Below are 22,631 nucleotides of genomic sequence, written 5' to 3'. Positions count from 1 at the left end.
TTCGGTTTCGTGACATTGCGATCGGCAGGGCAACCCGAAGGTTTGTATCTTTGTGCTCGACAGGTTTCAGACTGTATTGGAACAGCCCAGTGCGGCGCCATGTGCATGTTCGGCAAGCGCGGCGGCGACAATTTTCATGGTGTCTGCCCGTTTCATGGAGATTGCATCGAAGGGCTGATCGCGGGCCCTGCGCTGCATGTGCGGCTGCCGGTGCTACCGGCAGAGCTCAATCCTTCGGCGCGCGAATGGGACCCTGTTGGACAAGATCTGGCCGAATTGCTCGCACACTTAGTACTCACGCTTTCACCTGAGCGCATCGTGATAGGCGGCGGCGTTGCTCGTCGCCAATCGCACTTGTTGGATCGAGCACGCAAGATTTTGCCGAACCTGTTGTGCGGTTACCTTGGACCAGCAGAGACGCTACAACTCGACGAGCTTGTCTGTCCTCCAGCGTTGGGAGATGACGCGGGGCCGCTTGGCGCGCTTGTGTTGGCGGCAAGGGCGCTGTCAGAGTAGATGCACCGGCTCGCGGAGTACGCCTGATCAGCTAGGGCAGGGCCATACCAACCCTGCCAATCGGTTGCATATGCTCAAACGTCCGGCTGAACATTAGCTCAAAATTAAGTATGCTCAGCCTAGTGAGCAACCATGCTCTCAGGAAGGCAAATCGACAGACGCATGGAGAAATCTCGAGCTTTCAGGCTCGGGAAACCCCTTTTCCTGCAGGTCCCAAAAGCCCTTGCGGCAACCACGCTAGCAGGGTGCGCACTCTTGGCGATTTTCGCTAACAACGCCTTTCCCACGATCGGTTTTGGGCCATTCTTCTTGCTGATATGTGCATTTGGTGCCTGGTTCGTTGGAAACCCGTTTGCTGTTTTGATTGGCCTCTTTATCGGTGTCATCCAGGTTCAGACCGGCCAAGCCCTTGCTCTTGACGATAATCCTATCGTTATGGCCCTGCAATTCTGCAGCACCTTGGCAGTAGTTCTCATGCTGGGGGTAGCGCGCGCGGCACTTGAATTGGAGTGGCGCTTTGCCCGCGTCGATCCTTTAACAGGAGCCCTGAACAGAAAGGCATTCTTCGAGGCCGTCAAAAGCGAAGCTCACCAACCTGGTATTCCAGTCCTGCTTTTTGCGGATGTGGATGGTCTCAAACGAGTGAATGATGATCTTGGCCATGAAGCGGGTGATGATGCCCTTCAAGATTTCGCAAACCGAGTCAGGAACACGATCCGTAACACCGATATATTTGCTCGGATCGGCGGTGATGAGTTTGTGATCTTCTTGAGAGTACGTGATTTGTCATCGGCTGACATTGTAGCCAAACGAGTGAACTCGGCCCTCAACCTCGAGGGGAATGCCAAACTGAAGTGCAGCATAGGCGCATTGGTCATGCCGGCTGGCTCGAAATCTATCGACGCCGAACTCAAGCAAGCTGACAGCCTCATGTACCATGCAAAGAGAGAAAAGCTCGGCATGGTGATGGCAATCTCTGCCAAAAGCTATATGCAGCAGCTCATACCCCCTGCTCCAAGCACGAATTATGGCGGAGAGCAGAGGGTCGCCATACGAGCGAGAGGCCGTGAAACTGAATTGACCGCGCAGGCTGGTCTTTTCGATTAGTCGCGAGCGGGTCGATAGCTCGAATTTGCGGAGGTTTGAGGAAAGCGTTCCACGTCAGCTTTCCACCCAAGGACGGCCATCTCCGCTGCGTTCCGGGCCTCCCAGTAATTGACTGTCCGCTTTCTATCGACTTGGCACCTAACCGGACCAGCCGCTAACGGCCCAATTCCGGACAGCGCAGATTGATAACGCGATCTATGTGAAGTTGGGTTGATAGCCACAAGCAGCGTAACCGGGAAAAGCAGGAGGTGTGACGCTGGGCCAACAACCGGGTGGAGAACAGCCACTTGCCGTTCCGAAGGCGGGAACGGGCCATGCTGCGCTTCCGAAAAATGAAGTCGCTACAGAAGTTCGCCTTTGTCCATCACAGCGTCCAAAACCACTCCAACCAAGACCGCCACCTTACCGACCGCAAGACTTACAAAACGAACCGCTCGGCCTCTTTGGTCGAGTGGCAGAACCTCGTGGCCCGAACTGCGGCGCGGGTAGGGCGAGTTCTGCCAATCGGAGACAAGTTGCGATTAGACTGACAGCACCACTGGAAGCTGCCATCAGGCGGCAGGAAGACGCTGTATGGCAATGCCCCATCCGGAAAGCGCTTTAACCTTGCTTCGTTCGATCAACTGACTGGCATTGTCGATGGCAAAGGTGCCGGCATCATCTATCCCATCCAGTTCATCCCAAGCCACCGGCACTGCTACCGGTGCGCCCTTTCTGGCGCGGGCGGAGTAGGGCAGGATCGCCGTGTTGCCACGCTGGTTGCGCAGCCAGTCGATGAAGATCCTGCCCTGCCGCTTGGCCTTGCTCATGGTGGCGGTGAAGCGATCAGGAAAATCATGGCCGAGATCCTCGGCCAGGCCACGGGCAAAGTCCTTGTGCGCTTCCCAATTGTGGCCGGGTGTGAGCGGCACCACGACATGCAGGCCCTTGCCACCCGAAAGCATGACAAAGCTGACAAGGCCAAGGGCTGAGAGGCGATCACGGATATTGCGCGCTGCGCCCCTCACCTCGCCAAAATCGAGTCCTTCGTCGGGATCGAGGTCGAAAACCATCCGATCGGGAGCCTCCACGTCGTCCACGCGCGCGCCCCAGCCGTGAAACTCGATCGTGCCCATCTGCACGCATTGCAGCAGGCCGCGCGCGTCCTCGACAAAGATATAGTCATCGGTCTCACCACTTTTCTCCCGGATCGGCAGGCGCTTCACCGCATCCCCGAAGCCACCGGTGTCGTGCTTCTGAAAGAAGCATTTCTTCGCGCGTCCCTGCGGGCATCTTACCAGGCTGACCGGGCGCTGTGCGGCAAAGGGCAGTATCAGCGGAGCAATGACCGCGTAGTAATCAGCAAGCATGCCCTTTGTCTGGCCACTATCGGGGAATATGACCCGGTCACGGTTGGAAATCTCCACGCAACCGCCACCTTTTTTCGAGGCAGAGGGGCCGTCAGGCGCCACTGGCTGCTGCCAGCAATTCAACCACTTCTGCGTCGCTGGTCTGGCCAAAGTCCTGATAATGGGCTCCAACGGCATAGAACGGCTCGGGTGTATGAAGGCAGACGATCCCGTCGCACATGCTTTCCAGTTCCCGAAGCGCCGAACCCGGCGCAACGGGAACGGCTAGCACAACCTGCGCTGCATCGGATTTGCGCAGGGCCTGCAAGGCAACCCTCACGGTCCCCCCCGTGGCGATCCCGTCATCAACAAGGATGACGTTTCTCCCGGTCGGGGAAATCGGCGGGTCGCTGCGGTATGCGGCGCGGCGCCTTTCGAGCTCCTGCAATTGGCGAGCGACTTCGCGTTCGATGTAGTCAGGCGTTGCCCCCACCAACCGCGCCACCTTTTCGTCGATGACGATCTGTGGGTTGGCACCATCCACCAGGGCCCCAATGCCATATTCCTCATGCCCGGGCGCACCGATCTTGCGCACCAGCAAGATATCCAGAGGTGCCTTGAGCCGGAGCGCTACTTCATAGGCCACAGGAACGCCGCCACGCGGAAGCGCCAAGACCAGCGGATCCGGCACGTCCAGCTTGGCAACCGCTTCTGCGAGCGCGCGACCAGCGCTTCGGCGATTGGCAAAGGCGCCGTTCATGCCTGGCATCAATCGTCATCCTGCAGATGGCAAAGGAACCACGAAGTGGCGAGCTCGACGACTTGGTCGAGCGTTCCGTCTTCCTCGAAGAGATGCCCTGCGCCGGGCACGATTGCCAGTTGGTGGGGGCATGTCATTACCTTGGCAGCGGCGCGGTTCAGGTCGATTACCGGTCCATCAAGGCCTCCGACGACCAGCAGCGTCGGCGCCGCAACGCGCGCCAGCGCCTGCGAGCCTGCAAGATCCGGGCGTCCGCCGCGCGATACGATCGCACATATGCGCTTGTCTCCAGCCGCAGCGCGAATAGCCGCTCCACCACCCGTGCTTGCTCCGAAGTAGGCGGGCCGAAGGCGTGCCGTCTGATCCAACGCGGCAGCCCAGTCGACGGCAAATCTCAGACGAGCGGCAAGCAGGCCGATATCGAAGACGTTCCGGCGGTCCTGCTCTTCCGCAGGGGTCAGCAAGTCCAACAGCAGCGTTGCCAGCCCCGCTTCACGCAGGCGACCGGCGACATAGTTGTTGCGCGGGCTCATCCGTCCGCTGCCACTGCCATGAGCGAAGATCACGATTCCTTGCGCCTGCTCAGGCACGCCGAGAAAGGCACCCAGTGCCAGATCGCCAGTCCGCAGGATCACTTCGCGGCAGTCGGGTGGAGGAAAGACCATACTCACAGCCCGAACGGCCAGGTTTCAGGTGCGCCGTGCGGTCGCTCGGGTCCCAGCGGTGTCACTGCACGACTTTCCTCGAACCACACCCATGCATCGAACTGATCGGCAAGCACGGACTCGAAGTAGTGGCTCGTAAGCTCGCTCTGCGGTCGATAGACGACACCAATCGCGCGTTCGAGGAGCGCATGCGACAAAGCATTGACGAGCTCCTTCTTCTTGCCACCGCGCCAATCTGTCAGCGAACGGGAAATACCGGTCTTGCGGAACATGCCTTCCCAGCTGTCGTCACGGGCCGGACGGACCTGCATTATTTCCATGCTCTCCCCCCAGTTGGAGGCCGCAGCTACAGTTCCTCGGTCGGTGCCGAAGCCGATCAGGACAGTGTCGTCCCCGTAGGCATTGCGCACAAGTTCACCGATATTGAATTCGCCTTGCCAGCCCATCGCCGTGGCAGACGCATTGCCGACATGCGAATTGTGCGCCCACACTACCGCGCGCGCCTCGCGTGTGTGCGCCATGAGGCGCTGGAGTGTGTCGAACATGTGCCGGTCGCGCAGGTTCCAGCTTTCGACCGCGCCGCGATACATCGAACGATAATAGCGCTCGGCTGCGCGCACGATCCGCGCGTTCTGCTCGGCGTCGAAGAAAGCGTCGCCATCGCCGTCGGCATCGTCGGCAATAAGCTGCACCCGTTGCGCAAGCAGTTCCTCCAACTGCGCCACCATTGGTGCTTCGCACTTGGCAAGGCCTGTGTGCATGACTGCAGCGCCATAACGTTGCGGTTCGTCTTGCCAGGGAGTCAGGCAGCCGTAGCGACGGCGCGCGATCTCGGCCTCCTCCGGGCAATTCCGGTCGAGATATGCGAGTACCGCGTGGATCGATTCCCGCAGGCTGTAGACGTCCAGCCCGCGCATGCTGGTTCTTTCGCTTTCGGCCCGATTGGCGTTGTGGGCGCGCAGCCAGTCGGCAAAGGCGAGGACTTCCTGGTTCCGCCACATCCAGGTGGGAAACCGCACAAAGGACTCACCGCTCCGCGGGCGCAGGGCGCCATGGCGTACATAATCGTCGATCCGGGCAAGGTCGGGCCAATCACCTTCCACTGCGACGATATTGAAACCGTGCCGTTCGATCAGGCGTTTGGTAATCTGCGCACGAGCCTGGTAGAACTCGTGAGTGCCATGCGTTGCTTCACCAAGCAGTACGATGCGGGCATCGGCGAAGCGACCGAAACTGTCAGCGAAGTCAGAACTGTCCGGGCTGGGCAAGATTTCAGCATGTTGGCGCAGAGTCGCCGGAAGGTCTTCAAGCACCTTCGCGATGGGTTGGTGAACCGACATGCTGCGCCTCCAGCGATAGTCACCGGCCGGGCATGGGGTCGCGCCGATGCGCACCCACGCACAACCAGCAGAATATACTGTGAACGGTAATCAAAGGACAGACAATGTCTTTGCGTTTGGACAAAGTCGGTCACCGTTTTCATTCGCTGGGCAACCAAAACTGCTTGTTCGAGGGAGTCGAAGGTTTCACACTCCTGATCGCGGGCTGATCCGGAGGTGTACGTTTGCGAAATGGGATCTGACACAGATCATTTCCTGATTGGCGGCGGCGTCGCCTCGCTCGCAGCTGCAGCGCTGCTGATCCGCGATGCCGGTGTTGACGGGCAATCCATTTGCATCATCGAACAGTCCGACGTTCTGGGCGGAAGCCTGGATGGCGCCGGGTCGACCGAGACAGGCTTCTCCACGCGTGGCGGCAGGATGTTCGAGAAGAACTTTCGCTGCACTTTCGACCTGTTCGATACTTTTCCGAGCATCGATGACCCGACACTTTCGGTCACGGAGGAAATCCGGGCCTTCAATCGGCAAGTCGTGAGCAATGCGGATTGCCGATTGGTCAGGAACGGCCGGAAGGTAGCTGATCGCCACAGGCTCAAACTGACGTGGGCCGACAAGGCGGCAATGCTGCGGCTCATGGCGACCAGCGAGAAAAGCCTGGCAGGCCGGACGATCGACTCATGGTTCAGGCCGGAATTCTTCCAGACGAACTATTGGTTGCTTTGGGCGACGATGTTCTCTTTCACGCCCTGGCATTCGCTTGCCGAGATGCGTCGATACATGCGGCGTTTCATTCACCTCTTCCCCGGCCTGACGCGACTGAAGGGTGTCCTGAGGACACGTTACAACCAGCATGAAACGCTAATTCTGCCCATGAAGAACTGGCTGGCAGACCGCGGCGTGCAATTCAGGACAGGTTCGGCCGTTGCGGACATCAAGATCGAGGGTGACCTGGCTGCGAGGCGCGTCACGAGCATCTCGCTCGACAACCGCGAGGTGATTGCGGTGCGCAGGCGCGACCAAGTCTATATCACACTTGGTTCGATGACCGACGCTTCGAGCGTCGGGACAAACAAAGTCGCGCCGATGCAAACCGAAGGGCCGGGTCCGGCCTGGAGCTTGTGGCATGCACTGGCAAAGGAAAATGCAGGCCTGGGAAATCCGGCAGCGTTCAGCGGCGCACCGGAAAAGACCACGTGGCACTCCTTCACCGTAACGCTCAACAACTCCAAATTCCTTGAATTCATGGAGCAGTTCAGCGGGAGCGAGAGTGGTGCGGGCGGGCTCGTGACATTTGTCGATTCCGGCTGGTTGCTGTCGATTGTCGTTTTCCATCAGCCACATTTCCGAAACCAGCCAGGCGGGTCCACGACATTCTGGGGTTACGGCCTGACTGGCGATCAACCGGGTGACCATGTCGAGAAACCGATGGGTGACACAACCGGCACCGAGATCCTCGAGGAACTGGCATGGCAAATGCGTCTGGGTGAAGACCAGAAACGCTGGTTTGACGGCGCAAAAGTCATCCCGTGCCGGATGCCCTATATCACGAGCCAGTTCATGCCACGCAATCCGGGCGACCGTCCTCCAGTGCGGCCAAAAGGCGCTGAAAACTTCGCCGTGATTGGCCAGTATTGCGAGCTCGAACGCGATTGTGTCTTCACGGTAGAATATTCGGTTCGCTCGGCCTGGCAGGCCGTTCGCGAGATGAACGATGAAGTCTCTCCGCCGCCGCCTGTTGTCAGGTCGGACAGAAATCTGGCTGTGATGCTGGATGCCGCGCGCCAAATGCTGAGGAACTGACCGGCTGGAATTGGGGCGTTGGCGGACATTCGGTGGGCTGCTCGATAGGCAGTAGTCAAGATACCTTCTGGTTGATCATCCGGGCAGTTGGGAGGACCGCCCTCGGCGATAACCAGGCCGCAACAGCGCAAGCCTGCAACCATCAGGTTTGGCATGCTTCCTTGAACAGCCTGTGGATGTCGTCGGCGCGCGCCAGATCGGTTCCGGGCGTGAGGACCGCCGCCGCGCCTGCCGCAATCCCGAAGCGGAATGCGTCTTCGATGGCGTGACCACGCGCCAGGCGAAATACCATCGCGCCAACGAAGCTGTCTCCCGACCCGACTGCGCTGAGCGCCGGCACCGTGACTGCGGGAAGGCGCAACACTGTGTTGCCTGCCACCAGCAGCGCCCCGTCCTCGCCAAGTGTGACCGCCATGTTTTCACAAGCCCCGTCCGCGACCAGCGAGCGAGCTGCCTCGGTAATTTCCGCCTCGCTCTCCAGCCGCTCTCCGACCAGGCTGCGCAGCTCGCCAAGGCTTGGCTTGACGAGGAATACCTTGCCACCCGCCATCCCTCCGGCCAGACCGCGGCCGGAACTGTCCAGCACCATGCGCTTGCCGCGCTTCACCACCATATCCGCGACGCGATCGTAGAAATCGTCCGGCAGGCCATGCGTCAGCGAGCCGCTGGCGACGAGATATTCGAAATCCGTCCCGGCCAGGTGATCGAGACATTCCTGCCATTCGGCTGCCGAGATCTGCGGCCCGTCCGCCACCAGACGATATTGCAGGCCGCTGTCCTTCTCGCGCACGGCCATCGCGATGCGCGTCTCGCCGGCAATGGCGATCCGGACGCGGTCGATACCCTCCCGGTCCACCAGGCTGTCGAGCGTCGAACCCGTTGCCCCGCCCGCTAGGTAGAAGCAGCGCGCCGCCCCACCCAACCGGGAGAAAACGCGCGCGACATTGATGCCGCCGCCGCCCGGATCGTGGCGTTCGTCGCGCCCCCTGATCTTGTGCGTAGGCAGGACGCGATCGACTTCGAAGGCGACGTCGATGGTGGGGTTGACGGTTAGGGTCGCAAGTTCGGTCATGCGGCTTCCGCAGCGGCGATGGACCGGATCGTGCGCACGAAGCTGTCGGGGTTGAGCGAGATCGAATCGATGACCTGCTCGACCAGGAAGGCGGCGAAGTCGGGGTGGTTGCTGGGAGCCTGGCCGCAGATTCCGATCTTTATCCCGGCACGATGGCATTGCTTGATCGCCTCAACCACCAGCCGCTTCACCGCCTCGTCACGAGCGTCGAAGAGGTGAGCCAGCAGTTCTGAATCACGGTCGATCCCGAGGGTGAGCTGCGTCAGATCGTTGCTGCCGATGGAATAGCCGTCGAACCTGGGGGCGAACTGGTCGGCGAGGATCACATTCGAGGGGATTTCGCACATCATGTAGACCTGCAACCCGTTCTTGCCCCGCTCCAGCCCGTTCATGCGCATTTCTGCCAGCACCCTGTCGGCCTCGGCTGGTGTGCGGCAGAACGGCACCATGACGATAACGTTGTCGAAGCCCATCTCCTCGCGCACGCGCTTGAGCGCTCTACATTCGAGCGCGAAGCCTTCGCGATAGCGTTCGTCGTAGTAGCGCGAGGCACCGCGGAACCCGATCATGGGGTTCTGCTCAGACGGCTCGAACACCGCACCGCCGAGCAGGTGCGCATATTCGTTGGTCTTGAAATCGCTCAGCCGGACGATCGCAGGATGCGGGTAGTAGGGCGCGGCGAGCTTGGCGATACCGCGTGCCAGCCGGTCGACGAAAAATTCGCCGGGCGAAGGATGGCTGCAGGTCAACGCCTCGATCTGCGCACGCTCCTCTGCGGGCAGCCGCTCGGGATGGACCAGCGCCATCGGGTGGACCTTGATCGCCGTGTTGATGATGAACTCCATGCGGGCGAGGCCGACGCCCTTGGCAGGCAGGCGCCACCAGCGATAGGCCGCGGCGGGATCGGCGATGTTGACCATCACCTGCGTGCGCGTCTCAGGCAGCGCGCCGACGTCGATCTCTTCATGCGTGAAGGCAAGTTCGCCATCGTAGGCCTTGCCGACTTCGCCATCTGCACAGGAAATCGTAATTACCTGGCCGTCCGCAATCTGCCGCGTGGCATCGCCGCAGCCGACGATGGCCGGCACTCCCAGTTCCCTGCTGACGATCGCGGCATGGCTGGTGTTCCCGCCGTGGTTGGTCACGATGCCCGAAGCGCGCTTCATGACCGGCACCCAGTCCGGGTCAGTGGTGTCGGTCACCAGGATAGACCCGTCGACGAAGTCTTCGATGTCACCGGCACTGGCAATGACGCAGGCCTTGCCGCTCGCGATTGCCGAACCGATGGCGGTGCCGCTGGCAATCGGCTTGGCCGTTCCCTCAAGATGATAGACCAACATCGAATTCTGTTCGCGTCCCGACTGGACCGTCTCCGGGCGGGCCTGGACAAGGTAGAGCAGGCCGCTGTTGCCGTCCTTCGCCCATTCGATGTCCATGGGACGGCCGTAGTGACGCTCGACGGCGAGCGCCCAGTTGCCCAGTTCGACAATCTCAGCGTCTGACAGCACCAGAGCCCGGCGCTCCGTTGCGCCGGTTTCGACCACCCGCGTCGACGCGTCCCCGTCATCGGCATAGACCATCTTGATGGCCTTTCCGCCCGCGGCCTTCTCAATGATCGGCACGACACCGGGCTTTCCCAGCAGGGGCTTGAAGACCGCGTACTTGTCCGGGTCGACTGTTCCCTGCACCACCGTTTCCCCCAGCCCCCATGCGGCGCTGATGATCACCGCGCCGGGAAAACCGGTTTCCGGATCGATGGTGAAGGCAACCCCCGATCCAGCGAGGTCGGAACGCACCATCTGCTGGATGCCGATCGATAGCGCCACGTCGAGATGGTCGAAGCCCTTGGCCTCTCGGTAGCTGATCGCCCGGTCGGTAAACAGCGAGGCGAAGCAGCGCCGACAGGCAGCCAGCAAGGCATCGTTGCCGCTGACGTTGAGGAAGGTTTCCTGCTGGCCGGCGAAACTGGCATCGGGCAGGTCCTCCGCCGTCGCGCTGCTGCGCACGGCCACGGCATGATCCACGGCACCGGTCCGCATGCCCAGTTCGGCATAGGCTGAAACGATCTCTTCGGAGAGGTCTGTCGGCAGTTCTGCGGCCAGGAACCGTTCGCGGATCGCCGACCCTGCGGCCTGGAGGCCGCGCTCGCCCCGGCGGAAGGCGCCGATCTCCCGCTCGACGGTCGAGGCAAGGTCGTTCGCGTCAAGGAAGCCGCGATAGGCATCCGCCGTGGTGGCAAAACCGCCAGGAACGCGGACGCCCGCGCTGCCGAGTTCCCGCACCATCTCGCCCAGCGATGCATTCTTGCCGCCAACCAGCGGAACCTGCCCGATGGTAATCTGCTCGAACCAGAGGATGTATGTCATGGCTCTTCCCGCATTGCCCTGGCCGTGCATAGCACAGACCACAGTGTATTTTTCACGGATCGGTGCCGCCTGCCTTGTCGCAGATCAATCCGGTTGCAGTGCAATCGGCGCTGATTGTCCGGCTATTGCGTCGACCGACAGTCAAAGCGCTTTGACCACGGACAAGGCGGTGCAACTATCGCTTCCCCTAGTTACCCCAAAGCCCATAAGGTTATGGGGAGGAGAGAGCCATGTTACGAGTTCGGCGCCTGCCGATCGATACCTACCCGGACAACACCGCCTTCATGCTGCGCCACAGCAACGGCTATTCGGCCGAGCAATTCCAGGCGCTGCGCAAGATCCGCATCACCGGCGAAGGCCGCGAAATCCTCGCGTCCCTGGCACTGGTCGACGATGACCAGATCATTTCCGATTGCGAGATCGGGCTGGGAGAACAGGCATTTCGGCGCCTTGGCCTGCCGGAGGGCGCAATGGTGCAGATTGCCCAGGCGAGGCCGCCCGCCAGCCTCGAATTCGTGCGCCGCAAGATCGACGGCGACACGCTGGGCGAGGCGGAAATCTCTGCGGTGATCCGCGATATCGCCGCGCATCGTTATTCGCCCATGGAGATCGGTGCCTTCCTCGTCGCTTGCGCCGGCTTCATGAGTACGCCCGAAACGCTCGCGTTGACCGAGGCCATGGTGGCTGTGGGCAACCACCTGAGCTGGGATTCCCCTCTGGTGGTGGACAAGCACTGCATAGGCGGCATCCCCGGCAATCGCACTTCCATGATCGTGGTGCCGATCGTCGCCGCGCATGGCTTGATTTGCCCCAAGACCTCCTCGCGCGCGATCACCTCTCCTTGCGGCACCGCCGATGTGATGGAAGTGCTGGCCAAGGTCGAACTGACCAGCAAGGAAATGGCCGATATCGTTGCGCGGGAAGGTGCCGTGCTGGCCTGGGGCGGCCGCATGAACCTGTCGCCTGCCGACGATGTGCTGATCTCGGTGGAGCGGCCCTTGCGGCTGGACACCTTCGAACAGATGGTCGCCTCGATCATCTCCAAGAAGGTGGCAGCCGGTTCCACGCACCTCGTGATCGACATTCCGGTCGGCCCTACGGCCAAGGTCCGCTCGCAGAACGCCGCCGTGCGCCTGCGCAAGCTGTTCGAATATGTCGCCCGGCACATGGGCATGGAAACGACGATCATTTTCAGCGACGGCTCCCAACCGATCGGACACGGCGTCGGGCCGGTGCTGGAAGCCAGGGACGTGATGGCAGTCTTGCGCAACGAATCCGACGCGCCGGCCGACTTGCGCGAACACGCGCTGGCACTGGCAGGCCATATGCTTGAATTCGACCCAGAACTACCCGGCGGGCGCGGCTATGCGCGGGCGCTGGAATTGCTCGCATCGGGCGAGGCGCTGGCCGCGATGGAGCGCATCATTGCGGCGCAGGGAGCCAATCCGGTCAAGCCGTCACTGGGCAAGTTCCGGCACGATGTGCAGTCGCAGAGCACGGGTCGGGTGACTTCCATCGACTGCGAGAGGATCGCCCGCATCGCGCGCCACGCCGGTGCCCCGCTGGACCAGGGGGCCGGCATCGACCTGCTGCACAAGACCGGTTCCGCCGTCCACAAGGGAGAAGCGCTGTACCGGATCTATGCCAATTCAGACATCGGCCTCGGTTTCGCCCGTGAATTCGCGGGGGAGAATTCGGGGTACGTCATCGCCTGATGGCTGCCACGGTCCACGCCTTTCCCGAAAGCCTGGAGCCAGCCCGACAACTGGCCACGCGGCTTGGCCTCGAATTGTCCGGCGTGAAGACCCATCGCTTCCCTGACGGCGAGAGCCTCGTGCAGGTGGAACCCCGTCCGGGCCTGGCCATTCTCTTCCGTTCGCTCGACAATCCCAATACCAAGCTCGTTGAGCTGTTGCTTGCAGCGGCTGCCCTGCGCGACAATCATGCTCGGCAGGTCATCCTTGTCGTGCCCTACCTCGGCTACATGCGGCAGGACCGTGCCTTCGAGCCGGGGCAGGCGGTCAGCCAGCGGGTCATCGGCGCGCTGTTGGCGCGGCATTTCGATGCCCTGCTGACGGTCGATCCCCATCTCCACCGCATAAGCTCACTATCCGAAGTCATGCCCGGGCTGGATGCCCGGAGCATCTCGGCTGCGCCCGCCTTGGGTAGTTTTGTCAAGCAAGCAGACGATGTCGTGCTCGCGGGACCCGACAGCGAATCCGCGCAATGGGTCAAAGCCATTGCCACGCCACTGGGCCTGGACACGATCGTCGGGGAAAAGCGGCGGTTGGGAGACAGGGAGGTGGAACTGGCCTTCTCCGGGATCGCCAAGGTCGCCGGCAGGCCGGTGGTGCTGGTGGACGACGTCATTGCCAGCGGCCACACAATCGAAGTAGCCGCCCGCAGGTTGCTGGATGGCGGGGCCTCCCGCGTCGAAGTTGTCACTACGCACTGCCTCGCCAACCGCGAAGACCTCGACAGGCTACATCGCAGCGGTATCGCGCGCATCAGTTCAACCGACTCTGTCCCGGGACCGGCGGCGGTAATTCCTCTGGCAGGATTGCTGGCCGATGCGATTGTCGAAAGGGGCTGGCTGGCCGACAAGCCCTGAGCGCGCCACCACCCGCCCTCGTCGCCAGGCATGGGGACGCGCCGAACGTCTGGCATTGGGCCGTTAGCGGACTGACGGCTTTCGTCGCTCTGGCCTCCAAAAGCTGACAGAAAGCAATCGGTCCAAGATATTCCGTGCAGATGAGCGCAATCGATTGGCAGATTCTGGACGAGAGGCAATCTTGCCCGATTTGACCGCATAAGGACGAAAGAAGCCCTGCCGGAGGCGAGCTGATAGTTGGTCGGGAAACTCTTCGAGCTGCTTCGAATCATAGATGGTTTGAGAGTGACAATGACAGTTTTGTCGTTTGCGCATGCGGCATGGCAAAAGGCTTTCCAGGCAAAGGGTAAGTTACCCCATCAGGTTTGCGAGCGTGAATTTGAGGCTTCCAGCCAAGACGTAATCTCCTCCCGATGATCCGGTCCGGCGAGAAAGCGCGCGGTCTGATGCAGGATCAACTATTCACGGTCGCGGGCAAACTGCAATCGCTTCACGGCCCGGTGCCGGTCAGGTCAGATTTGAGTTCCGGAAAGTGCAAGTTTTTGCGTTGTGTTTCCCCGGGAAGGTGCGGAGACAGCTTTCGGGATCTGACGTGCGCTGACCTGCTTGTCCGGCAAGCCAGCTTGTTCTCACCGCCGTCCGGCCATCTCGCTTAACTTTCCCCGCAGCCACAGCAGGCCGGGGTCTTCCTTCCTCGTAGCGTGAAATTGCATCATCTCCCGCATGGGCGGGATGGGGAAGGGCGTTTCGAGGATTCGCAACGGGAGACGTTCGGCCATGTAACGGGCGAGCCTTTCGTGCATCACGCACAAGCGCATCGTTTCGGGCACCAGGAAAGGCGACTGGATGAAGGACGCCGCGTTCACCTCGATCCGCCGCTCGATCCCCTGCTGGTTGAACCACTCTTCGGCGAAGGTGAACCTGCGCGAGACGTTCACGCCCACGTGCCCGGAGCTTACGAAGGTTTCCGGGGTGAGCGTTTCGCCCACCGCGCGGTTGCCCGTCCAGGCCACGGTGACGTGCCGTTCTTCGAAGACGAGCTCGCTCGGATGATTGGGAACGATGAAGATTTCCGGCGTCAGCATCATGTCGAGTTCACCATTGCCAAGCGACAGTTGCGAAGCGGGGCCGGGGAGTTCGAACGTGAACCGTATCGAAGGGGCTTCCCGCGCCAGCGAGTTCAGCAACGGGACCAATAGAACCGTCGTGATGTAGTCGGACGCGGCGATCCTGAAATGCCGTTCCGAACTCGCGGGATCGAAGCGACCCTGCCGCGCGATCAGCGCCCGCAACTCGGAGATCTTCTCGGCAATGTCCGGTTGCAGGGTAAGTGCGAAAGGCGTGGGAATCATGCGTTTCCCGTGCTGCGTCAGGATGTCGTCCTGGAAACTCTCTCGCAGTCGCTTCAGGGAGGCGCTCATCGCCGACTGGGTCACGTTCAGGCGGTTTGCCGCCCGCGTGACGTTCTGTTCCTGCATGAGCACATCGAATGCCACGAGCAGGTTGAGATCGAAGTTGTCCAGCCGCATTCTTCATAAATAGCATTTGTTGTGAACGAGAAAAACAAAGAATTTTACTGATATCCTTGCGACTGCGAAACGGTCGCAGCAGGCCGCGGAGACAGCGGCCGATGGGGAGATTCAGCGATGCACAAGTTTCTAGCCACCAGTTCGGCGATCGCCATTGCCATGACGGCGCAGTCTGCGCTCGCTCAGGAAACGCAAGATGAAGAGCCGCAGGTTCGCACCAGTCCGGCGCTCAACACAATTACCGTGACCGCGCAGCGCCGCGAGGAATCGTTGCAGGATGCCGCCATTCCGGTGGACGTTGCCACCGGGCAGGAGATGCAACTTGCGGGTGTTTCCGATGCGACTGCCTTAAGCAAGATCGCACCTTCCCTGACCGTGACGTCAGGCGGTGGCGCTAACCCCGGATACTTTATTCGGGGCGTCGGCAACTTTACCAACAACGGCTATACGAACCCCGCTGTCTCCTTCAATATCGACGGAGTTTATATTGGCCGCTCGACTTCGACAGTTGCCTCGTTCCTCGATTTGAACCGAGTAGAGGTCCTCAAGGGTCCGCAGGGCACGCTTTACGGCCGCAATGCCACTGGCGGCGCCATTAACGTCATTCCCAATCGACCGGAACTTGGCGAGCTGAGCGGTGCGGTGTCTCTCGATATCGGCAACTACGACTCCGTGGAAATTTCGGGCATGGCCAACATTCCGATCGGCGATTCCGTCGCCGTCCGGCTGGCGGCGGCCCATAATGCCCATGACGGCTACAATTCGGACGGCACCAATGATGCCGACGATATTGCGTTTCGCGGCCAACTTCTTGCGGAGCTGGGCGACACTGCAGACATCCGCTTCTCGGTCGATTATTCCGAGCAAAACGGCGTTGGGCCTGGCATCACCATCGTCGGCAATTACAATTTCCTGCCGCCGCAAGTGCCTGGTCGCAATGATCTTCCGGTGCCGGGGTGGGCCTTCAGCCCGGCTCCCGCCAACGTATCCGCGCCCTGGACGGGGGTTCACGCGCCCCAGGCACTGGCGTTCTCCAACACCATCGCGGGTGCGCCGCTGCATTCGCCTTACGAGGGCTATGCCTACCCATTCCGCAACGACAATTACTTCGGCGTAAGTGCCGAGCTGAATGTTGACCTGGGTGGTGCGGACCTGGTGGTGATTCCGGCCTATCGCCGGTCAGAGCTGGACAACCAGTTCAATGGCCCTCCGTTCAAGGCTGCCATCAACCAAGACGAGGCAGAACAATACAGCCTCGAAGCGCGCCTCTCGGGCGAGACCGGACCGGTCGACTGGATCGTCGGTGGCTTCTACTTCGACGAACAGGTGGTCGGTACCAACTCGTTCAACCAGTTCGCCACGATCAGCCATAACACCTTCGATTCGCAGACGGAATCGTTCGCCTTCTTCGGGCGCGCGACACTTAACCTGTCGGATGATTTCCGCCTTGTCGGTGGCTTGCGCTGGACCGACGACAGCCGCTCGATAGACGCTTTCGCCACGGCGACTGCGGCAGTTTGCCTTGAACATCCGGTCGGACGGCCGCCGAACTGCAGCCACGTGCCGACCCTTCCTGTCGGCCTTACGCTGCAGGACACGCTGGACCAGATCGACCCGGCGCTGTTCCCGGCAGCCAATCCGGCTGTGGCATTCAATCCCGACGGACCGGACGGTGTGGGTCAGGTCTTCCCCTATGGTCCATTCAATATCTTTGCCCCAGCGCAGTTTGGACCGGGGGCGATCATTGCCATCACGCCCAACACCACGCGCGCAACGGACGGGGACACTGAACTCACCTATCGCATCGCCGCCGAATACGATGTGACTCCCGACAACCTGCTTTATGTCAGTTTCGAGAACGGCTTTCGTTCGGGCGGCTTCAACCTCGCCTTCGGGCGCGAGACTTACGAGCCGGAATTCATCGACGCTTTCACCCTGGGTTCGAAGAACCGCTTCTTCGATGATCGCGTCGAGCTGAATATCGAAATGTTCTATTGGGAATATTCCGGCCAGCAGTTGGCTGCTCTGGGCGTAGATGCCAATGGCAACAACGCTTTTTACACTCGTAATGTCGGCGCATCGACAATCATGGGTGCCGACATCGATTTCCAGGTGGCTGCCACCGATACCACTTTCATTCGCGGCAGCGTGCAATACCTTGATGCGACCTATGACAGCTTCAGTTTCAGCCAGGTCGATCTCTCAGATCCGGCAGAAGATCCGCTTAACTTCCTCCGCCCTGTGACCGGGTGCGAGGCGACGCAGGTCGCCACAGGCCCTACCGATCCGAACCGTTCGTTCAATGTCGACTGCTCGGGTCGCGACGCTCTCAATGCACCGAAATGGACGGCCAGTTTCGGGCTGACGCAGGAGATCGACCTTGGCGATTTCGTTCTGTCAGGGACGGTAGATGGCCGTTACATCGCTAGCCGGCAGATTGGCTTCAACTATATCCCGCTGAGCCGGGTGGATGATAACTTCACTCTGGATGCAACGCTGACGCTTGCCGACATCGACGAATTCTGGCGAATTACAGCCTATGTACGCAACATTACGAACGAAGCCGTACCTTCACTCAACCAGACAGGTTCCGGCAACATCGTCGCCACGACATACCAGCCGCCGCGTACCTATGGTGTGCGTCTCGGCTACCAGTTCTGATGATGGCATCTTACTCGCGCGTAATCGCAGCCTGCTCTGCACTCTTGCTGTCTGCCGTGCCGGCAACTGCGCAGGTTGCCGCCGCGGATGCAACCGGTACCTGGATAACGCTCGGAACGGGGGCGGGGCCGGTGACCAGCGACACCCGGTCCCAGCCTGCAAACCTGCTTCGCTTCAATGGCCAAGACTATCTGGTCGATGTCGGTGACGGGGCGGCCGGCCAGAGTGGTGCGGCAGGTGTGCAAACGAAGGCGCTAGACGCGATCTTCATTTCCCACCTGCACTTCGACCACACTGCCGGCCTTGCTGGTATTCTAGGGCTGCGCTTCCAGACCAACGGCACCGATCCGCTGACGATCTACGGGCCGCCCGAGACCCGGCAACTGGTTGACGGATTGCTGGCCTCGATGGAGCCGGGCGCGACGGCCAACTACGGTGTTGCGGGTGCGGCGCCCGTGGACCACCGAGCGGGTATCCGCGTCGTCGAACTGCGCGACGGGGACTCTGTCGAAGTCGACGGCATGACAGTGACCGTGCGTGAGAATTCGCACTACAGTTTCCCCGCAGGCAGCGAACTGGCAGAGCGCTTCCAGTCGCTCTCCTATCGCTTCGACCTGCCGGGCCGCTCCATCGTCTACACCGGGGATACGGGGCCGAGCGCAGCGGTGGAAGAACTTGCCACCGGGGCCGATCTGCTCGTGGTGGAAATGATGGACATTCCGCTGACGATCGAACGTTTGTTGGCGGCCAACCCGGGCATGCCGGAACCGGTTTCGCGCGCCATGCAGTCCCACCTTTCCGAACACCACCTTTCGGCTACGCAGGTGGGGGAGATGGCCAGCCGCGCAGACGTTCGTTCAGTGGTGGTCACCCATTTCTCGGGCTGGGAAAAGTCCGAGCAGGGGCATATGCAATACCTCCAGGACATCGCCCTGGCCTATGACGGGCCCTTCGTGATTGCCGACGACATGGATGCATTCTGAGTTATGAAGAATCTAGAGATACTGATCATAGGCGGGGGGATCGGCGGCCTGACGGCGGCAATCGCGCTGCGCCGTGACGGACACGATGTCACTGTCATCGAAAAAGACCCCGATTGGGCGGTCTACGGCGTGGGCATCATCCAGCAGGGGAACGTCCTGCGCGCCATGCACCAGCTGGGGCTGCTGGACGACTACATGGATGCGGCGATGGGTTTCGACTTTGTCGCGGTCCATGCGCCCGACGGCACGCAGGTGGCAAAGGTGCCCAGCCCGCGGCTGGTGGACGGCTACCCCGCCAATGTCGGCATTGCCCGGCCGGCCCTGCAGAAGGTGCTGGGTGATCGCACGATTGCAGCGGGTGCCGACGTGCGCCTTGGGGTAACCGCCGAACAGATCGAGGATGATGGCGAGGGCGTTACAGTCCGCTTCTCCGACGGCAGTGAAGGACGATTTGACATCGTGGTCGGCGCGGACGGCGTCTATTCCGATACCCGCCAGAAAGTCCTGCCCGATGCGGAAAAGCCGGAATATACCGGCCAGGCGGTTTGGCGGTACAACCTGCCGCGCCCTGCCGATCTGGATTCGCTCCATGTGTACAACGGGCCGACCGGTGTCGGTCTCGTGCCGATGACTGCGGACCTGATGTACATCTACGTCACCACGCCCGAGCCGGGAAATCCCTGGTATGACAAGGATGGGCTGGCGCAGGTCATGCGCGAGAAGCTGGCGGGCACCGCACCGCAGATCCGTGAGCTGGCGGAAAATATCACCGACGACGACGGTGTAGTCTATCGCCCGCTGGAGGGCATGATGGTCTACGGGCCGTGGAGCAGGGGACGCGTGGTATTGTTGGGTGATGCCGTTCACGCCACCACGCCGCACCTTGGGCAAGGCGCTGGCATGGCGATCGAGGACAGCATCGTCTTGGCAGAGGAGCTGGCAAGGGCGGACACGCCCGAAGCGGCCTTTGCCGCCTATCGCGAGCGCCGCTTCGAACGCTGCAAGTACATCGTCGAAAGTTCGCTGGCGATCTGTCACGGACAGTTGGGCAAGGGCCCGCCAGTCGATAACCACAAGGCGACCGCGGAGATGTTCGAATTCACCGCGCAACCAATCTGATTCTTACCAATTCGGGAACACGCAATATGAGCCGAGTGACGGAAATTCGCTATGTTGGCTACGGCGTCGAGGACTTCGATGCCGAGCGCAAATTCTATGCTGACAACTGGGGCCTGGTCGAAGTGGCCGCCGAAGATGACAAGGCCTGGTTCAAGACCCACGGACACGACGAACACCATGTCGTGCGCTTGCACGCGACAAGCTCCAATTGTGTCGAAGTGATCGCGCTGGCGGCGGACAGTCGCGCGGACGTCGATGCGCTGCATGGCAAGGTTGCCGAGGCCGGGTGCAAGATCATCCACGAACCGCGCGATATCGACGGACCCGGAGGCGGATATGGCTTCCGCTTTTTCTCGCCGGACGGCCTGCCGTTCGAGATTTCGGCTGACGTCGCCAAGCTCGAGATGCGGCCGATGGAGCGCTGGGAAGGCATGCCCGTCAAGATCAGTCACATCGTGCTGCATTCGCCCGATCACCAGGCGATGGTGAAGTTCTTTACCGATGTGCTGGGCTTCAAGGTGTCGGACTGGCTGGGCGACTTCATGTGCTTCCTGCGCTGCAATAGCGCGCACCACCGATTTGCCCTGCTGCCGGGGCCGCCCTGCCTCAACCACGTCGCCTATGACATGCTGGGCATTGATGACATGATGCGTGGGGTCTCGCGGCTGAAGCAGCGCGACATTGACTGCCGTTGGGGGCCGGGTCGGCACACGGCAGGCGACAACACCTTCAGCTACTTCTGCACGCCGAACGGGTTTGCGGTGGAATATACCGCCGAACTGGAAGAGGTGGACTTCGAAACGTTCGAACCCACCGTCTACGAGCCCGGTCCTCGGATCATGGACCAGTGGGGCGTTGGCACTGGCGGTCCGCAGACCATGCCGAAACCCGCCCCCGATCCGTGTCTGTTCAAGCCGGCGGAGGTCTGACCGGGTGGCACTTTACTCTCCCTTCAAGAACTACATCTGGAACCTCAGCGTCGCCATCGCGATGGAAAGTGGCGGGCGCATCGGCGAGATCGTCGACATGTGCCAGCCGATCCTGGATGCGGCCGACAATGGCGCCGATGCCGGCACGCCGGAATTCATGCGAGCCTGGGCGGCGATGGGGCACAAGCTGCTGGAATTGGCGGCAGAGGATGAAGCGAAGGGGCGCGCCTTTTCCGCCTCGGACAAGCTGGAACGTGCTTCGCTCTACCTGCTGGTTGCCGAGCGCATGCAGGGCCATGGAACGCAGGGGCGCGAGGAAACCTACGCGCTGGCCCGCGAGACTTTCGACAAGTCCACGCAGCTCGGCAAGTTCAACCGTGAACGGGTCGAAATTCCGCTCGCAAAAGGCACGATGTCGGCTCTGTTCACCCGCGCTCCGGGCGAAGGGGCGAAGCCGTGCGTGGTGTTCTGCAACGGCCTCGATAGCTGCAAGGAAATGCTCTACTGGACCGGCATGCCCGCTGCCCTTGCGCGCCGCGGCATCTCCACCTTGTGCGTCGACCAACCCGGCACCGGTGAAGCGCTGCGCCTGCAGGACCTGCCGGTCGATCCGCATTCGGAAAGCTGGGCCAGCAAGGCGGTCGACTGGCTGGAAGCGCAGCCGGAAGTCGACAATGCCCGCATCGGCATGACCGGCATCTCGCTGGGCGGACACTTCGCCCCGCGCGCCGTTGCCTATGAACCGCGCTTCGCCAGCGGCGCCGTATGGGGCGCCAACCACAATTGGCGCGAGGTGCAGGACAAGCGCATGGAGCGCGAGGGCGAGAACCCGGTCCCGCATTACTGGGCGCATGTGCACTGGGCCTTTGGCGCGAAGGATCAGGACGATTTCCTCGCCAAGTCGACAGACATGAACCTCAACGGCCACATGGACCGGATCAAGGTTCCCTTCCTCGTCACCCACGGCGCGCATGACCGGCAGATCAGCGTCGACTATGCGGATGACCTCTATGACCAGCTGGTCAATTCGCCGCGCCGCGAGAAGGTCATCTTCACCGAGCGCGAGGGCGGTGTGGAGCACGTGGGGGCAGACAACATGAGTTACGGGCGCGATCTTATCGCCGACTGGTTTGCCGAGACGTTGGGCGGACACACCGCATGATGCGCTTGTGGGTCGCCCCGCAGACCTGCGCGCGCGTTACCCTGACTGCGCTGGAGGAGATCGGCGCGCCGTTCGAGACCCGTCTTATCGCCTTCATGGCGGGCGAACACCGCCAGCCGGAATTCCTGTCGGTAAACCCGTCCGGCAAGGTTCCGGCGCTGGAGACCGATGATGGCGTGATCGTGCAGAATGGCGCGATCCTGAGCTACCTGGCGCAGGCCCACCCCGAAGCTGGGCTGTTGCCGCAGCCGGAAGATGCCGCTGGGCGCGCTGCCGTCCTTGCAGAGCTGTTCCGCTGTTCGAGTGACCTGCACCCGCTGGTGACGCGATTCGTCATGTCGCCGATGATCACTACCGATCCCGCGGACGCGCCGCGCATCCGCGCCAAGGCAGCCGAAGGCCTGGCCATGCAGCTTGCTCCGCTGGAACAGCGCCTGTCCCGGCAGCCATGGATGCTGGGACAGGACTGGTCGATCATCGACGCCTATCTCGCGTGGATATGGTTCCGTATTACCGGCGTCGGCTTTGATCAGGCTGGCTATCCGGCGCTGCAAGAGCATTATGCCCGGGCATCCGAACGGCCGAGCGCACGAGCCGCACTTGCGCGGGAAGAAAAGGCGCAGGACGAACTCAAGGAGCGTGGACTGTTCTTCCAGCCGCCACCGGTCGGCAAGACAGATTGA

General features: G+C 61.4%; 17 protein-coding genes and 2 pseudogenes. 12 read left to right on the top strand and 7 right to left on the bottom strand.

The annotated features are described in order from the left end of the window. The first annotated feature begins 105 nt into the window (after positions 1-105). The 3 genes and pseudogenes from AAEO60_RS09955 to AAEO60_RS15805 all read left to right on the top strand — a co-directional run. A complete protein-coding gene (locus AAEO60_RS09955; protein ID WP_341673510.1) occupies positions 106-516 on the top strand; it encodes an ROK family protein in 411 nt (136 codons plus the stop codon). 255 nt (positions 517-771) lie between these two features. Further along, on the top strand, positions 772-1,623 hold the full coding sequence (locus AAEO60_RS09950) for a GGDEF domain-containing protein (protein ID WP_341673509.1): 852 nt from the start codon (positions 772-774) through the stop codon (positions 1,621-1,623). Between the two features lie 254 nt (positions 1,624-1,877). Next, positions 1,878-2,093 (top strand): annotated as a pseudogene (locus AAEO60_RS15805) (DDE-type integrase/transposase/recombinase); the annotation flags it as partial. An 81-nt stretch (positions 2,094-2,174) separates the two neighbouring features. Here AAEO60_RS15805 and ligD read toward each other — a convergent pair. The 4 genes and pseudogenes from ligD to AAEO60_RS09930 all read right to left on the bottom strand — a co-directional run. Further along, positions 2,175-3,059: pseudogene (gene ligD / locus AAEO60_RS09945) on the bottom strand (non-homologous end-joining DNA ligase); the annotation flags it as partial. A gap of 4 nt (positions 3,060-3,063) precedes the next feature. Beyond that, a complete protein-coding gene (locus AAEO60_RS09940; RefSeq protein ID WP_341673508.1) occupies positions 3,064-3,711 on the bottom strand; it encodes a phosphoribosyltransferase in 648 nt (215 codons plus the stop codon). Positions 3,712-3,719: 8 nt separating this feature from the next. Continuing rightward, on the bottom strand, positions 3,720-4,376 hold the full coding sequence (locus AAEO60_RS09935) for a dienelactone hydrolase family protein (RefSeq protein ID WP_341673507.1): 657 nt from the start codon (positions 4,374-4,376) through the stop codon (positions 3,720-3,722). Positions 4,377-4,378: 2 nt separating this feature from the next. Then, complete coding sequence (locus tag AAEO60_RS09930; protein WP_341673506.1) at positions 4,379-5,770, bottom strand: erythromycin esterase family protein; 1,392 nt, start codon at positions 5,768-5,770, stop codon at positions 4,379-4,381. A gap of 177 nt (positions 5,771-5,947) precedes the next feature. On the opposite strand from AAEO60_RS09930, the gene AAEO60_RS09925 reads away from it, so the two are divergent. Further along, positions 5,948-7,516, top strand: coding sequence for an oleate hydratase (locus AAEO60_RS09925; RefSeq protein ID WP_341673504.1), 1,569 nt, complete (start codon positions 5,948-5,950; stop codon positions 7,514-7,516). A 142-nt stretch (positions 7,517-7,658) separates the two neighbouring features. On the opposite strand, the gene AAEO60_RS09920 is transcribed toward AAEO60_RS09925, so the two are convergent. Next, on the bottom strand, positions 7,659-8,588 hold the full coding sequence (locus tag AAEO60_RS09920; protein WP_341673503.1) for a 1-phosphofructokinase family hexose kinase: 930 nt from the start codon (positions 8,586-8,588) through the stop codon (positions 7,659-7,661). Next, positions 8,585-10,954 carry a phosphoenolpyruvate synthase gene (gene ppsA / locus AAEO60_RS09915; RefSeq protein ID WP_341673501.1) on the bottom strand — a complete coding sequence of 790 codons (2,370 nt, stop codon included), beginning with the start codon at positions 10,952-10,954 and terminating at the stop codon, positions 8,585-8,587. The genes AAEO60_RS09920 and ppsA overlap by 4 nt, the downstream gene beginning before the upstream one ends. A 230-nt stretch (positions 10,955-11,184) precedes the next feature. Between ppsA and AAEO60_RS09910 the strand changes: the two genes are divergently transcribed. After that, positions 11,185-12,669, top strand: a complete 1,485-nt coding sequence (locus AAEO60_RS09910) for a thymidine phosphorylase family protein (RefSeq protein WP_341673500.1) — start codon at positions 11,185-11,187, stop codon at positions 12,667-12,669. After that, a complete protein-coding gene (locus tag AAEO60_RS09905) occupies positions 12,669-13,565 on the top strand; it encodes a ribose-phosphate diphosphokinase (RefSeq protein ID WP_341673499.1) in 897 nt (298 codons plus the stop codon). The genes AAEO60_RS09910 and AAEO60_RS09905 overlap by 1 nt, the downstream gene beginning before the upstream one ends. Before the next feature lie 629 nt (positions 13,566-14,194). Here the strand turns inward: AAEO60_RS09905 and AAEO60_RS09900 are convergent. Continuing rightward, positions 14,195-15,094 (bottom strand): LysR family transcriptional regulator, encoded by a 900-nt coding sequence (locus AAEO60_RS09900; RefSeq protein WP_341673498.1) that lies wholly within the window; start codon positions 15,092-15,094, stop codon positions 14,195-14,197. A 117-nt stretch (positions 15,095-15,211) separates the two neighbouring features. Here AAEO60_RS09900 and AAEO60_RS09895 point away from each other — a divergent pair, with 117 nt between their 5' ends. Genes AAEO60_RS09895 through AAEO60_RS09870 form a run of 6 tightly spaced genes read left to right on the top strand, consistent with a single transcriptional unit; the run spans position 15,212 to position 22,631 of the window. Further along, positions 15,212-17,755: a TonB-dependent receptor gene (locus tag AAEO60_RS09895; protein WP_341673497.1), complete on the top strand. Its 2,544-nt coding sequence runs from the start codon at positions 15,212-15,214 to the stop codon at positions 17,753-17,755. Then, the gene (locus AAEO60_RS09890; RefSeq protein ID WP_481125109.1) at positions 17,755-18,738 is read left to right on the top strand and encodes an MBL fold metallo-hydrolase; all 984 of its coding nucleotides are present in this window, start codon (positions 17,755-17,757) and stop codon (positions 18,736-18,738) included. Before AAEO60_RS09895 ends, AAEO60_RS09890 begins: the two co-directional genes overlap by 1 nt. Positions 18,739-18,741: 3 nt before the next feature. Next, entirely contained in the window at positions 18,742-19,857 is a 1,116-nt protein-coding gene (locus AAEO60_RS09885; protein ID WP_341673495.1) for an FAD-dependent oxidoreductase, read from the top strand. A 26-nt stretch (positions 19,858-19,883) separates the two neighbouring features. Then, on the top strand, positions 19,884-20,786 hold the full coding sequence (locus AAEO60_RS09880; RefSeq protein WP_341673493.1) for a VOC family protein: 903 nt from the start codon (positions 19,884-19,886) through the stop codon (positions 20,784-20,786). Positions 20,787-20,790: 4 nt separating this feature from the next. After that, entirely contained in the window at positions 20,791-21,948 is a 1,158-nt protein-coding gene (locus AAEO60_RS09875; RefSeq protein ID WP_341673492.1) for an alpha/beta hydrolase family protein, read from the top strand. After that, entirely contained in the window at positions 21,945-22,631 is a 687-nt protein-coding gene (locus AAEO60_RS09870) for a glutathione S-transferase family protein (protein ID WP_341673491.1), read from the top strand. The genes AAEO60_RS09875 and AAEO60_RS09870 overlap by 4 nt, the downstream gene beginning before the upstream one ends.

Source organism: Aurantiacibacter gilvus (genome assembly GCF_038289935.1).
In the GTDB taxonomy this organism is placed as follows: domain Bacteria; phylum Pseudomonadota; class Alphaproteobacteria; order Sphingomonadales; family Sphingomonadaceae; genus Alteraurantiacibacter; species Alteraurantiacibacter gilvus.
Note: the sequence above shows the minus strand (reverse complement) of the source record. Positions and strands in the feature narration are given on the sequence as shown.